The 13,186-nt window shown below is 69.2% G+C and carries 11 protein-coding genes; 6 read left to right on the forward strand and 5 right to left on the reverse strand.

Features of this window, described 5'->3' with window-relative positions:
• Positions 1-32 precede the first annotated feature (32 nt).
• From chvE to OG622_RS34755, 4 genes are all read right to left on the reverse strand, one after another.
• The gene (gene chvE / locus OG622_RS34740) at positions 33-1,145 is read right to left on the reverse strand and encodes a multiple monosaccharide ABC transporter substrate-binding protein (protein ID WP_371580585.1); all 1,113 of its coding nucleotides are present in this window, start codon (positions 1,143-1,145) and stop codon (positions 33-35) included.
• Between the two features lie 108 nt (positions 1,146-1,253).
• Entirely contained in the window at positions 1,254-2,222 is a 969-nt protein-coding gene (locus OG622_RS34745) for a hypothetical protein (protein WP_371580586.1), read from the reverse strand.
• 124 nt (positions 2,223-2,346) lie between these two features.
• Positions 2,347-3,378 carry a zinc-binding dehydrogenase gene (locus OG622_RS34750; protein WP_371580587.1) on the reverse strand — a complete coding sequence of 344 codons (1,032 nt, stop codon included), beginning with the start codon at positions 3,376-3,378 and terminating at the stop codon, positions 2,347-2,349.
• Complete coding sequence (locus tag OG622_RS34755; protein WP_371580588.1) at positions 3,375-4,532, reverse strand: mandelate racemase/muconate lactonizing enzyme family protein; 1,158 nt, start codon at positions 4,530-4,532, stop codon at positions 3,375-3,377. The genes OG622_RS34750 and OG622_RS34755 overlap by 4 nt, the downstream gene beginning before the upstream one ends.
• A gap of 257 nt (positions 4,533-4,789) precedes the next feature.
• Between OG622_RS34755 and OG622_RS34760 the strand changes: the two genes are divergently transcribed.
• The 6 genes from OG622_RS34760 to yjfF all read left to right on the forward strand — a co-directional run bounded on the left by OG622_RS34760 (position 4,790) and on the right by yjfF (position 12,220).
• A complete protein-coding gene (locus OG622_RS34760) occupies positions 4,790-5,659 on the forward strand; it encodes a hypothetical protein (protein ID WP_371580589.1) in 870 nt (289 codons plus the stop codon).
• 407 nt (positions 5,660-6,066) lie between these two features.
• Positions 6,067-7,113: a LacI family DNA-binding transcriptional regulator gene (locus OG622_RS34765; RefSeq protein ID WP_371580590.1), complete on the forward strand. Its 1,047-nt coding sequence runs from the start codon at positions 6,067-6,069 to the stop codon at positions 7,111-7,113.
• Between the two features lie 144 nt (positions 7,114-7,257).
• Complete coding sequence (locus tag OG622_RS34770) at positions 7,258-8,268, forward strand: ABC transporter substrate-binding protein (protein ID WP_371580591.1); 1,011 nt, start codon at positions 7,258-7,260, stop codon at positions 8,266-8,268.
• Between the two features lie 246 nt (positions 8,269-8,514).
• Positions 8,515-10,047: a sugar ABC transporter ATP-binding protein gene (locus OG622_RS34775; protein ID WP_371580592.1), complete on the forward strand. Its 1,533-nt coding sequence runs from the start codon at positions 8,515-8,517 to the stop codon at positions 10,045-10,047.
• An 11-nt stretch (positions 10,048-10,058) separates the two neighbouring features.
• Positions 10,059-11,186, forward strand: a complete 1,128-nt coding sequence (locus OG622_RS34780) for an ABC transporter permease (protein WP_371584311.1) — start codon at positions 10,059-10,061, stop codon at positions 11,184-11,186.
• Complete coding sequence (yjfF, locus tag OG622_RS34785) at positions 11,186-12,220, forward strand: galactofuranose ABC transporter, permease protein YjfF (protein WP_371580593.1); 1,035 nt, start codon at positions 11,186-11,188, stop codon at positions 12,218-12,220. Before OG622_RS34780 ends, yjfF begins: the two co-directional genes overlap by 1 nt.
• Before the next feature lie 73 nt (positions 12,221-12,293).
• Here yjfF and OG622_RS34790 read toward each other — a convergent pair whose 3' ends face one another.
• Positions 12,294-13,145 (reverse strand): alpha/beta fold hydrolase, encoded by an 852-nt coding sequence (locus OG622_RS34790; protein WP_371580594.1) that lies wholly within the window; start codon positions 13,143-13,145, stop codon positions 12,294-12,296.
• Positions 13,146-13,186: the final 41 nt, after the last annotated feature.

The raw sequence follows: 13,186 nt of genomic DNA on the forward strand, positions 1-13,186 counted from the left end.
GGTCTTGCCTTCCAATCCTTGAGATCCGACGCTTACTTGAGCTGGTCCGCCGTGTAGTAACCGCCGTCGACGAGGATCTCCGAGTAGTTGGTCTTGTCGACGCTGACCGGCTCCAGGAGGTACGCCGGGACGACCTTGGACCCGTTGTCGTAGGTCTTGGTGTCGTTCGTCTCGACCTTCTTGTCGTTCAGCACCGCGTCGACCATGTTCGAGGCGACCTTGGCCAGCTCACGCAGGTCCTTGTAGACCGTCTGCGTCTGGTCGCCCGCGATGATCGACTTAACCGAGGCCAGCTCGGCGTCCTGGCCGGTGAGGACCGGAAGCGGCTTGCTCTTGGAGCCGTAGCTGTCCGACTTCAGCGCCGACAGGATGCCGATGGAGATGCCGTCGTACGGGGAGAGGACCGCGTCGACCTTCTCGCTCTTGTACGACTTGGTGAGGATGTCGTCCATGCGGCGCTGGGCGGTGGCGCCGTCCCAGCGCAGGGTGGTGACCTGGTTGATCTTGGTCTGGCCGGACTGGACGACGAGCTGCTTCTTGTCGATGTACGGCTGGAGCACGCTCATCGCGCCGTTGAAGAAGTACTTGGTGTTGTTGTCGTCGTTGGAGCCGGCGAACAGCTCGATGTTGAAGGGGCCCTTCTTGCCCGCCGCCAGACCGAGCTTCTCGACGATGTAGTTGGCCTGGAGCTCGCCGACCTTGCTGTTGTCGAAGGAGGCGTAGTAGTCGACGTTCGGGCTGTTGAGGATCAGGCGGTCGTAGGAGATGACCGGGATGTCCGCGTCCTTGGCCTGCTGCAGCACGTTGTCGAGCGACTTGTTGTCGATCGCGGCGACGATCAGCGCCTTGACGCCCTGGGCGATCAGGTTCTCGATCTGGGAGACCTGCTGCTCGGGCTTGTCCTCGCCGTAGACCAGCTTGGTCTTGTAGCCCTTGGACTCCAGGTCCTTGACGACGTTGTTGCCGTCGGAGATCCAGCGCTCGGAGGACTTGGTCGGCATCGCGATGCCGATGGTGGCGCCCTTGGTGTCACCCGAGGACTTCTGCTCGCTGCCGCCCTCGGCGCTCTGACCGCAGGCCGAGAGGGACAGGGCCAGGGAGGCGACGGTGGCTATGGAGGCGAGAGCGGCTCGGCGAGTACGCATGATCATCTTCCTTGATGTGTTTATGAGGCCGGGGACCCGGTCGGGCGAGGATTTGTGTCGGAGTCTGTGCGACCGCGTCGGGTTCTGTGAAGGGAGGTTTCCGGAACGTTATGCGGGAGTTCCGAACCGCTTCAGCGCGCCCGGCAGCCGCGAGCCGAGCGGCGCCATGTCGCCGTCCGCTCCGTGCCGTGCGAGCAGGTCCAGGGCCAGCCGGCCGCGCCGTACGCGTTCCTTGGCCGTGGACAGCGTGACGTCCCGCATGTGGTGCCCGTAGGGGTAGATCGCGGGGGCCTTCGACAGGCCGAACTTCAGATAGAGCGGCGCACCACGACGGATCAGCTCGGCGACCTCGTACATTCGCACATAGCCGCCGAGGTCGTCGGGGGCCTCAATGTACATGTCCATGGGGGCGCCGGACACCCGCCGGATCTCCGTGAGGTGATCGAGCGTCAGGTCGCTCGGCACGTTGATCGAGTCGCCGCCGAGGTTCTCGTACACGGCGTACGCGGTCGGGTTGACCGGCCCGATCAGCGCCGACACCTTGAAGGTCGTGTCGGCCGGGATGATCCCCTCCACCCGCGCCCGGTGCAGCGTCCACAGCACACCCTCGTCGGCGACGAGCAGGCACTTCACGCCCAGCTCGGTCGCGCGCACGGCGTCCTCGACGCACCCGGCGACCGCGTCGTGACCGCGGGCCCTGAGGCCGGCGCCCTTGGAGTCGGTCCGGGTGGAGGCGCCGATGTCCCAGGTGCCGCGCGGGCCGGTGAACAGGCAGAGCTCGATGTCGCGCTCGGCCGTCGCCTCCACCATCTCGGTGATCTCGGCGTCGCTGAGCATCCACACGCCGCTGCCCTGGCTGATCCGGTGGATCGGCACATCGAGGCGCGAGGCCTCCTTGAGGACCACGCCGAGCGCCTCGGGCCCCTCGACGGAGGGCACCTCGGTGCGCCAGCGGCCGCCGCCGGGGAAGGAGTGCGGGGAGGCGTCGGAGGGATCGAGGGCGGGCGCGCCCAGGCCGAGCGCGGCAAGCACATGCTCGCCGGGTCGGCGCGGCGCCGGAGCGGTGGTGTCGGTCACAAGCTGTCCTTCACAGGTTCGATATTTCGGACAAGGTTCGCGGCTCTTGGTGCACAAAGCTCTTGGGTGTACGCCGGTACGAAGTCGTCAGGTACCCCGTACCGGCGTACGGCTCAGGGGTGTGTCATGGCCGCAGCAGGACCTTTCCGACTGCCGGGTCACCGGACCCGACCAGCTCGATGGCCTGCGAGAACGCCTCCAGCGGCAGCTCGTGCGTGACGAGCGGCAGCGGATCCAGCAGCCCGGCCCCGAAGACCCGCACGGTGTGCGCCCAGGCGTCCGGCGCCGCGCCGAACACGGTGTGCACCTCCAGCTGCCGTACGACGAGATCGGTCGGGTCGAGCCCGTCCGCGCCCGGCGCCGGAATGCCTGTCAGCACCAGCCGTCCGCCGCGCCGCAGCAGGGCGGCGGCCGTGCGTGCCGCGTCCGCGGACCCGGCGGTCTCGATGACGACGTCGAAGTCGCCCAACAGCGCTGGATCCATTTCGTCCTTGGTACGGAATTCCGAGGCGCCGAACCGCTTCGACAGCTCCGCCCGGTCCGACCGGGTGCCCACGACGAGCAGCTCGGCCGGGGAAGCCGCCTTCAGGAACTGAACGGCGAACATGCCGAGCGTTCCCGTGCCCACCACGGCGACCCGCTCGCCGGGGACGGCGTTCGCCTTGAGCGCGGCGGCCGCGATGCACGCGGCCGGCTCCAGCAGCGCCGCCGCCGTCAGATCCGCGTCGTCCGGCAGAACGTGCAGCAGACGGGCGGGCAGCGTGAGGGTCGTGGCCATCGCGCCGGGCTGGGTGAACCCGGTCTCCTCGTACCCCGCCGAGCACAGCGTGGTCTCGCCCGCGTGGCAGCGATCGCACACCTGGCAGTTCCGGAAGCCCTCGCCCACGACCTTGCGGCCTACAAGGCTTGAAGGAACACCGTCACCGACCGCCGACACCGTTCCGGACCACTCGTGGCCCGGAGTGAGGGGGTATCGGACATACCCCTCCGGCCGGTTGCCCTGGAAGACCTCGCGGTCGCTGCCGCAGATCCCGGAGGCGTGGACCCGCACCAGGGCCTCGCCGGCCTCCGGTTGCCGGGCCTCGTGCGGGACGAGCCGGTGCTCGCCCGGCGCCTCGATGACGACGGCGGTGGCCGCGTCGGGCGTGGCGCTCACTCCGTCCCCTTGGGCTTGCGCTGCTCCCAGCCCTCGGCCCACAGGTCGAAACGGGCCTGCTGCTGCGGGAACTCCGCCGCCGCGTCCACGTCCAGCTCGACACCGAGGCCGGGCTTGTCGGACAGGTGGAAGTAACCGTCCACGACCTCCGGGGCCCCCGAGACGATCTTCTTGATCTCCGCGTCCGCGAAGTCGTTGAAGTGCTCGAGGATCTTGAAGTTCGGGGAGGTGAAGCCGACCTGGAGAGACGCCGCGGTCAGCACCGGCCCGCCCACGTTGTGCGGCGCGACCAGCGTGTAGTGGGTCTCGGCGGTGGCGGCCAGCTTGCGGGTCTCCCAGATGCCGCCGATGTGGCCGACGTCGGGCTGGATGATGTCCACGGCCTGGCTCTCGAAGAGCTCCCGGAACTCGATCCGGTCGTGGATCCGCTCACCCGTGGCCACCGGGATGTCGACCTTGGCGGCGACCTTCTCCAGCGCCTTCAGGTTCTCCGGCGGGCACGGCTCCTCCAGCCACGCGGGCTTGAAGGGCGCCAGGTCCTTGGCGAGGCGGACGGCGGTGGCGGGGGAGAAGCGGCCGTGCATCTCCAGCATCAGCTCGGAGTCCGGCCCGATGGCGTCGCGCACGGCCTCGATCAGGGAGACCGCGTACATGCTCTCCGCGTGGTCCAGCTCGAAGTGGCCGGTCCCGAAGGGGTCGATCTTGAGCGCCTTGTAACCGCGCTCCATGACCCCCTGCGCCGCCTTGTGGTACGCCTCGGGCGTGCGCTCGGTGGTGTACCAGCCGTTGGCGTACGCCTTGACCTTGTCGGTGACCTTGCCGCCCAGCAGCTGCCAGACCGGCACGCCGAGGGCCTTGCCCTTGATGTCCCAGCAGGCCATCTCGATGACGGCGATGCCGGACATCACGATCTCGCCGGCCCGCCCGTAATCGCCGTACTTCATGCGCTTGACCAGATCCTCGACAGCGAACGGGTCGGAGCCGAGAATGTGATTGGTCTGTGCCTCGTGCAGATAGCCGAGCAGCGCGTCGGTGTGGCCGAGCATGCGGGTCTCGCCGACGCCGGTGAGTCCCTCGTCGGTGTGCACCTGGACGTAGGTCAGGTTTCGCCACGGCGTCCCGACCACGTGCGTGCTGATTCCCGTGATGCGCACGGTACTCCCTGTCCTCTGTGGTCTGTTCGAAATTTCGTCGCTCGTTCGAAATGCTGATCGCGACAGTAAGGACGACCCGGTCGGAGTGTCAATGGGTCGAACGCACAACGGCGTCGGGTCGATGGTGGCCGATGGCCGGGACGGCGGGCAAATGAGCCGGACCTCCCCGCCCGGAGTGCCGGTCCACGAGGTTCCTACACAACTTTCACGGGCCCGCCCGGGAAGGTCACCACTGCGGAACATAATCTTCCGGCGTCATGGACTACTGCCACCCGTGCCAACGGCACCTCAATGGCGCCCTCTCCTGCTCGGGGTGCGGCGCGTCGGCCGAAGAGTGCCGGACCCACCCGGACGCGCTGTCCGCCTGGGACGGCACGACCGTGGACGAGCGCGAGGACGCGTTCGAGGACGACACCGCGACCGAGAGCCCGAGCGGCGGACACCGCGCCCGATCCCGGTCCCGAAGACGTGGCCGTGGCGCGCGGGCCGGGCGGGACGACACGGCGGTGGGCGACGGCGACGGCGCGTTCGAGGACCCGGCCGAGGGCGACACTCCGGAGGTCGGCGGGCGCCGCTCCCGGTCCCACGGCCGGGGTTACGGCGCACGGGCCGGGCGGCGTGACCGCAAGGCCGCCGCGCACCGGCGCCGGCGTCGCCGGGTGCTGATGATCGGGGCCGGGCTGCTCCTCGCCGCGGGCGGGCTGAGCCTCGCCGAACTCGGCATGGAGGCGCCGCCGACGGAGCCGCGCGCGGCCATCGTGGACGACGCGTCCGACGCCTCCCCAACGGCTTCGGCGGACGACGCCAAGGGCGCCGACGACGGCTCGGACGACCCGGCCGGCGCCGACAAGAACGGGAAGAAGCCGGATAAATCGGCGTCCCCGTCGGCCTCGGAGTCCGAGAAGTCCGAGAAGTCCGAGGCCGACGGGGACGACGCCGAGGACGCGCACAGCCCCGGGGACCGATCGGCCTCCGACGCGACGGTGAACCCCGCCCCTTCGGCGCAGGACCCGACCTCCGACCCCGACGACGCCGACACCCCGACCACCGGACCGACCGCGGACGACCCCGCTCCGGAGCCCACTCCCTCGGCGACATGCAAGCAGTTCCTGTGGTGGTGCTCGTAGCGAAAACCGCAGGTCGAAGCCCCCGGGCCGGGGTCCGCGCCCGGGGGCTTCGCGGTGCCCCGGACGGCCGTCCCCCACTCGCGCCGACGGTCGCGTTATCCAACCGTGACGCCCTCCCTGACGCAGCCCTCTTGACCACCATGAATTGTTAGCGCTCACAATGACCTCCGCATTCACCAGTCGACGCCCCAGGGCATCCGAGGAGGTACGAGCGCCGTGCCAGCAGCGCCCCAACTCGCCTTACCAGTGGCTGACCTGGGGCTTTCCGGAATCCCGGCGTGAAGCCGACGGCGCGGAACCGTCCACCCACCGCACAAGACCCGTCCGTGGGACAAGACCCGTCGTCACCACAGGACTTACCCGTAGTACAAAATCTGTCCACCGTCGACCGCCGAGGAGGTACGGCCGTGACTTACTCGCAGCTCCGGCCGCCCACCATGGCCGACGTGGCACGCCAGGCCGGTGTCTCCCACCAGACCGTCTCCCGCGTCCTGGGGCAGCACCCCAACGTGAAGAACGAGACCCGGGCCAGGGTGCAGCGCGCGATCGAGGAGATGGGCTACCGTCGCAACTCCTCCGCACGGGCCCTGGTGACCCGGCGCACCCAGACGCTGGGCGTGGTCGCTTCCAACACCACGCTCTACGGGCCGGCCAGCACGCTGTTCGCGCTGGAGGAGGCGGCTCGGGCCGAGGGGTACCTCGTCTCGACGGTCAGTTTGCGCGAACTGACCGTGGAGACGCTCTCCGAGGCCGTCGACCGCCTCAGCGACGGCGGTGTGGAGGGGGTGATCGCCCTCGCCCCACAGCGCTCGGCGGTCGCGGCCCTGGCCGAACTCCGCCACCCCTTCCCGGTGGTGGCCGTCGGCACCGGCTCCGGTTCGGAGATCCCCAGCGTCAACGTGGACCAGGAACTGGGCGCGCGGCTGGCCACCGGCCATCTGCTCGCCGCGGGGCACCGCAAGGTCTGGCACCTCGCGGGACCCGAGGACTGGCAGGAGGCGGCGGACCGGACCGTCGGCTGGCGGGCCACCCTCGAAGAGGCGGGCGTCGAACCGCCGCAGCCGCTGCACGGGGACTGGAGCCCGCTGTCGGGCTACCGGGCCGGCCAGGAACTGGCCGGCTGGGTGGGCCGGGGCCTCACCGCCGTCTTCGTCGCCAACGACCAGATGGCACTGGGGGTGTTGCGCGCGCTGCGGGAGGCGGGCGTACGCACGCCCCAGGACGTCGCGGTGGCCGGCTTCGACGACATCCCGGAGTCGGAGTTCTTCGCCCCGCCGCTCACCACCGTCCGGCAGGACTTCGCCACGGTGGGGCAGCGGAGCATCGCCCTGCTGCTCGACCTGATCGAGGGCCGGACCCCTGCCGGGGCGTCCCGGATCGCCATCGAGCCCCAACTCGTCGTCCGCGCCAGCACCTTCCCGTACCTGCCCCCACCGGGCACCCCTCCGGGCTGACGCGGCACCGAACGAACCAAAGCCTTTCCATCCATCAGCGTGGCCGACATTTCGAACAATGATCGACAGGTTGGACGCAGTGCGGCCGGTTCACCACGAGTACCAACGGTCCGTCCTTGGACCGGCTCTTCAAAGGAGAAGAACATGCTCAGCAGAAGGAACTTCCTCACCACGGCGGTCGGCGTGGCGGCCGCGGCCGGTCTGACGGCCTGCGCCAAGGAGGACGACAGCTCCACCGGTACCGGCTCCTCCGGCGGCGGCAGCAAGAAGATCACCCTCGGCTTCTCCCAGGTCGGCTCGGAGAGCGGCTGGCGCAGCGCCAACACCGACTCGGTGAAGTCGGCGGCCAAGGAGGCGGGCTACACGCTCAAGTTCTCCGACGCCCAGCAGAAGCAGGAGAACCAGATCTCCGCCATCCGCAGCTACATCACCCAGGGCGTGGACGTCATCGCCTTCTCGCCGGTGGTCGTCACCGGCTGGGACGCGGTGCTGAAGGAGGCCAAGGCCAAGAAGATCCCGGTCGTCCTGACCGACCGTTCCGTCGAGACCTCCGACGAGTCCCTGTTCGTCACCCTGGTCGGCTCCGACTTCACGGACGAGGGCCGCCGCGCCGCCAAGATCCTGGAGAAGGTCCTGGAGAAGGCCGGCCACAAGGGCAACGTGAAGATCGCGCAGCTGGAGGGCACCACCGGTGCCGCCCCCGCGATCGAGCGCGCCAAGGGCTTCAAGGAGGTCATGGACGCGGATCACAAGGACGACTGGAAGATCGTCGTCAGCCAGACCGGTGAGTTCACCCGCGCCGGCGGCAAGCAGGTCATGGCGGCCTTCCTGCAGTCCAACCCGGACATCGACGTGCTGTTCGCGCACAACGACGACATGGGCATCGGTGCCATCCAGGCCATCGAGGCGGCCGGCAAGAAGCCCGGCAAGGACATCCTCATCGTCACGGTCGACGGTGTGAAGGACGGCTTCATCGCCATGTCCGAGGGCAAGATCAACGCCATCGTCGAGTGCAACCCGCTGCTCGGCCCCCAGCTGATGGAGGTCGTGCAGAAGGTCAAGGACGGCGAGACGGTCGAGCGCTGGATCAAGACCAAGGAGAGCGACTTCATGCAGGACCAGGCCAAGGACGCCCTCCCCACCCGCAAGTACTGACCCACCACGCCCACCGGTCAGGGAGCCTCCGGCCGGCCGAGATCTCGGTCGGCCGGGCCCCTGCGGGCCCGCAGCGATTCGATCGCATGAGAAGCGCTGCCGTGACTCCGCCCCATGTGAGGGCTTCCCACCCGAAGGTTGCGGTCCAGCCCGAACCGACCCCTTGTGGGGCGGGACGAACGTAGTACAGCCCAGATAAGTGAATTCCCCCACCGGACAAAGCCGGTGGTCCTCGCTAGGAGACTTATGGCAGAGCCGCGGCCCGTCCTGGAGATGACGGGCATAGTCAAAGAGTTCCCGGGCGTAAGGGCTCTGTCGGGCGTCGACTTCCGGCTCTTCCCCGGCGAGATACACGCTCTGATGGGCGAGAACGGCGCCGGCAAGTCCACCATGATCAAGGTGCTGACCGGGGTCTACTCCCTGGACGGCGGCGCGATCACCCTCGACGGGGAGTCCGTGCGGTTCGCCAGCCCGCTGCAGGCGCAGCAGGCCGGGATCAACACGGTCTACCAGGAGGTCAACCTCTGCCCCAACCTGTCGGTGGCGGAGAACATCTTCATCGGCCGCGAACCGACCCGCTTCGGCCGCATCCAGTGGAAGCGGCTGCGCAAGGAGGCCGCGGAACTGGTCGACCGGCTCGGCCTCGACATCGACGTGACGGCACCGCTGTCCTCGTACCCGCTGGCCGTGCAGCAACTGGTCGCGATCGTACGGTCGGTGGGCACCGGCGGCGAGGAGGGCAAGGGCACCAAGGTCCTCGTCCTCGACGAGCCGACGTCCAGCCTCGACCGCGACGAGGTCCTCGAACTCTTCCGTCTGATGCGGCAGTTGAAGGACGAGGGGGTCGCGATCCTCTTCGTCTCCCACTTCCTCGACCAGATCTACGAGATCTGCGACCGCATGACCGTCCTGCGCAACGGCACCCTCGTCGGCGAGCACCTGGTCAGCGAACTCGACCAGGTCGGCCTGATCCAGCTGATGATCGGCAAGGACCTGGACCAGCTGGAGGAGCTCCACGAGCAGCAGCTGCACGCCGACGTCGGCGAGACCCTGCTGCACGCGGAGGGACTCGGCCGCACGGGCGGCATCGCCCCCTTCGACCTGGAGATCAAGAAGGGCGAGGTCGTTGGCCTCGCCGGCCTGCTCGGCTCGGGCCGCACCGAACTCGCCCGGCTGCTCTTCGGCGCCGACCAGCCCGACAGCGGCAAGGTCACCGTGGGCGGCAAGCAGGTCTCGATGAGCGCCCCGAACGACGCCATCGGCGCCGGGGTCGCGTTCTGCTCGGAGAACCGCAAGACCGAGGGCCTGGTCCCCGAACTGACGGTCCGGGAGAACATCATCCTGGCCCTCCAGGCGTCCCGCGGCTGGACCCGGCCCATCCCGGCCGCCCAGCGCGACGAACTCGTCGCCAAGTACATCAAGGCCCTCGACATCCGGCCCGCCAACCCCGAGGCCCGCGTCGGCCGGCTCAGCGGCGGCAACCAGCAGAAGGTGCTGCTCGCCCGCTGGCTGATCACCCAGCCGAAGCTGCTGATCCTCGACGAACCCACCCGGGGTATCGACGTCGGCGCCAAGGCCGAGATCCAGAAGCTCGTGGTGTCCCTCTCCGAGGACGGCATGTCCGTGCTCTACATCGCGGCCGAGCTGGAGGAGGTCCTCCGCCTCAGCCACACCATCGGCGTGCTGCGCGACCGCAAGCTGGTGGCGCGGCTCACCAACGGGCCGGAGATCACCACCAGCAGGATCCTGGAGACCATCGCGAGCGGAGAAGACCAGTGAGCACCCCACCCGTGGCGACGACGGCCACGACCGGCACGGCATCCCGCTGGCGGGCGCTGACGCACCACCATCTGTTCTGGCCGGTCGCGGTCCTGGTAGCCCTGCTGCTCGTCAACGTCCCCTTCACCCCCGACTTCTTCTCGATCAGGATGACGGACGGCCACCTCTACGGCAGCCTCGTCTCGATCGTCCTCTTCGGCTCGCCCCTGATCCTGGTGGCGGTCGGCATGACCCTGGTCATCGCCACCGGCGGCATCGACCTCTCCGTGGGTGCGGTCGTCGCCATCACCGGCGCCCTGACCTGCTCGTACATCAGCGACCAGGCCGACCAGAACGCGCTGGCCGGGGTCTTCCTGGCCATGGGCATCGGACTGGTGGCGGCAGTGGTCTGCGGCCTGTGGAACGGCTTCCTGGTGGCCAGGATGGGCATCCAGCCCATCATCGCGACCCTCATCATCATGGTCGCCGGCCGAGGTGTGGCCCAGCTGATCACCGACGGCCAGATCATCACCATCAACAGCGAGCCGTACAAGCTGATCGGCGGCGGCTACTGGCTGACGCTGCCCTTCTCGATCTTCGTGGTGGCCGCGGTCGTGGCCATCACGGTGGCACTGACCCGCCGTACGGCCCTCGGCCTGCTGGTCGAGTCGGTCGGCGGCAACGCGGAGGCCAGCCGTCTGGTGGGCATCCGGTCGATGCGCATCAAGATCATGGTGTACGTGTTCTGCGCCCTGTGCGCGGGCATCGCGGGCCTGATGATCAGCTCCAACACCTCGGCCGCCGACGGCAACAACGCCGGCCTGTGGATCGAGCTGGACGCGATCCTCGCCGTGGTGATCGGCGGCACCTCGCTGCTGGGCGGCCGGTTCTCCGTCGGCGGCACGGTCGTCGGCGCCCTGGTCATCCAGACCCTCACGACGACGATCTACACGATCGGCGTGCCCACCCAGACCAACCTGGTCTTCAAGGCCGCCGTCGTCATCGTCGTCTGCCTGCTCCAGTCCCCGAAGTTCCGCGCGAAGGTCTTCGGCGCCCGGTTCGGTTCCAAGCCCGGCGCGACCGGCGGCACGTCGCCCGCGGCCCCGGCGAAGACCGTCACGACGCCCGCCGACGCGGCCCCGAAGATGGAGGTGTCGTGATGACCGCGACCACCAAGACCCCGCCGTCCCAGGACAGCCGTACGGCACCGATGTCCGCCTCCAAGGTCTCGGCGGTCCTCGCCGACCGGCGCCTGCCCGTCCTGGTGACCGCCACGCTCTTCCTGGCGATGTACATCACGGGCCTGGGCCGCTACCAGAACTACGGTTTCGGCGAGCCGCAGGTCTTCCTCAACCTCTTCATCGACAACGGCTACCTGCTGGTGGCCGCCGTCGGCGCGACCTTCGTGATCCTCTCCGGCGGCATCGACCTCTCCGTCGGCTCGGTCATCGGCTTCACCACGATGTTCACGGCCTGGCTGGTGGAACGCCAGGGCGTGCCGATCCTGCTGGTCATCCCCATGGCCCTGGCCGTGGGCGCCTTCGGCGGCTTCCTCATGGGCTATGTGATCCAGAACTTCGAGATCCAGCCCTTCATCGTGACCCTCGCCGGCCTCTTCCTGTTCCGGGGCCTGTGCCTGGTCATCAGCAAGGAGTCGATCGCCATCGGCGACGCGACGGTGAGCAGCATGGCCCAGGCGCAGGCACAACTGGGCGTGGGCTTCCTCTCCGTCGGCGCGATCATCGCCCTGGTGGTCCTGGCCGCGGCGTTCTACATCCTCCACTACAGCCGCTTCGGCCGGCGCGTGTACGCCATCGGCGGCAACGAGCAGTCCGCACTGCTGATGGGCCTCCCGCAGGGCGGCACCAAGATCGCCGTCTACACCGTGTCCGGCTTCTGCTCGGCACTGGCGGGCCTGCTCTTCACCCTCTACATCCAGTCCGGCGACCCCCTGCACGCCACCGGCATGGAACTGGACGCGATCGCCGCGGTCGTCATCGGCGGCACGCTGCTGACGGGCGGCTCCGGCTACGTACTGGGCACGCTCTTCGGCGTTCTCGTCCTCGGCCTCATCAAGAGCCTCATCCAGTTCGAGGGCACCCTCAGCTCCTGGTGGACGAAGATCGCCACGGGTGTGCTGCTGTGCGCGTTCATCCTGATCCAGCGGGCGATGACGGCACGGAAGAAGACCTGACCGGGATGTGACCGGGACCTGAGTGGGACCTGAGCGGAGGGGACGCTCGCCCTTGCGGCGAGCGTCCCCTCTCTCAGTTCTCCCGGTCCAGGAACTTCGCGACGGTCTCCACGAACCGGTCGCCGTCGTCCAGCCACGGATGATGCCCGGCTCCCGGCTGTACGACGAACTCGGCGCCCCCCGGGAACAGCGCGGCGTACTCGCCCATCGCGCTCGGCGGCGAGTTGAGGTCGACCTCCCCGGCGAGCACGAGCACGGGCGCCCCGAACCGCCGGAACGCGGCCCGCGCACCCTCCGGGTCGAAGGCCCCCTCACTCCCGAAGACACGCGCCGCCTCGGGGTTGCGCTGCTCGGCGTCGGCGGCGTCGAGGGCCTGGGCGGTTTCGTCCCAACGCCCGTGCAGGAAGGGCGCGACGGCCGCCCAGTGCCGTTCCGTACCCCGCCCCGCCGCGACCTCCTGCAACGCCGCGAACGCCTCCCCGAACCACGGCTCGCCCTCCCGCAGCCGGGCGACCGCGAGCCGGTCCTCGCCGCTGACCGGGACACCGACACCGATCGGGCTCGGCGTGACGAGCACGAGCCTGCCGACCCGCTCCGGATACGCCCGCACATACGCCGCCGCGACATTCGCCCCGGCACAGTGCGCGAGCAGATCGACCCGCTCCGCCCCCAACTCCTTCCGGAGCGCCTCCACATCCCCGACGAGCCGGTCACACCGGTAGGAGGCGGTGTCCTCCGGAACCGCCGACTCCCCGGTGCCCCGCAGATCCGGCATCACCAGCCGCCGATGCGCGGCCAGCCCTCCGAGCTCACCGAGATAGGCGGAGGCCCGCATGGGCCCCCCGGGCAGACAGACCAGGGGCGGACCGTCCCCGAACGTGCGGTGGGCGAGGAGGGTGCCGTCGGGTGCGCGAAAGGTGGGCATGGCCCGACTTTCACCGTCCCACCGCGACGGAGCAACCACGA

Source organism: Streptomyces sp. NBC_01314, from assembly GCF_041435215.1.
In the GTDB taxonomy this organism is placed as follows: domain Bacteria; phylum Actinomycetota; class Actinomycetes; order Streptomycetales; family Streptomycetaceae; genus Streptomyces.

Bases quoted from the DNA above. Each gene is read 5' to 3' on its own strand.
- chvE (WP_371580585.1), bottom strand. From the start codon at position 1,145: ATGCGTACTCGCCGAGCCGCTCTCGCCTCCATAGCCACCGTCGCCTCC.
- OG622_RS34760 (WP_371580589.1), top strand. From the start codon at position 4,790: ATGGACTACTGCCACCCGTGCCAACGGCACCTCAATGGCGCCCTCTCC.
- OG622_RS34770 (WP_371580591.1), top strand. From the start codon at position 7,258: ATGCTCAGCAGAAGGAACTTCCTCACCACGGCGGTCGGCGTGGCGGCC.
- OG622_RS34775 (WP_371580592.1), top strand. From the start codon at position 8,515: ATGGCAGAGCCGCGGCCCGTCCTGGAGATGACGGGCATAGTCAAAGAG.
- yjfF (WP_371580593.1), top strand. From the start codon at position 11,186: ATGACCGCGACCACCAAGACCCCGCCGTCCCAGGACAGCCGTACGGCA.
- OG622_RS34790 (WP_371580594.1), bottom strand. From the start codon at position 13,145: ATGCCCACCTTTCGCGCACCCGACGGCACCCTCCTCGCCCACCGCACG.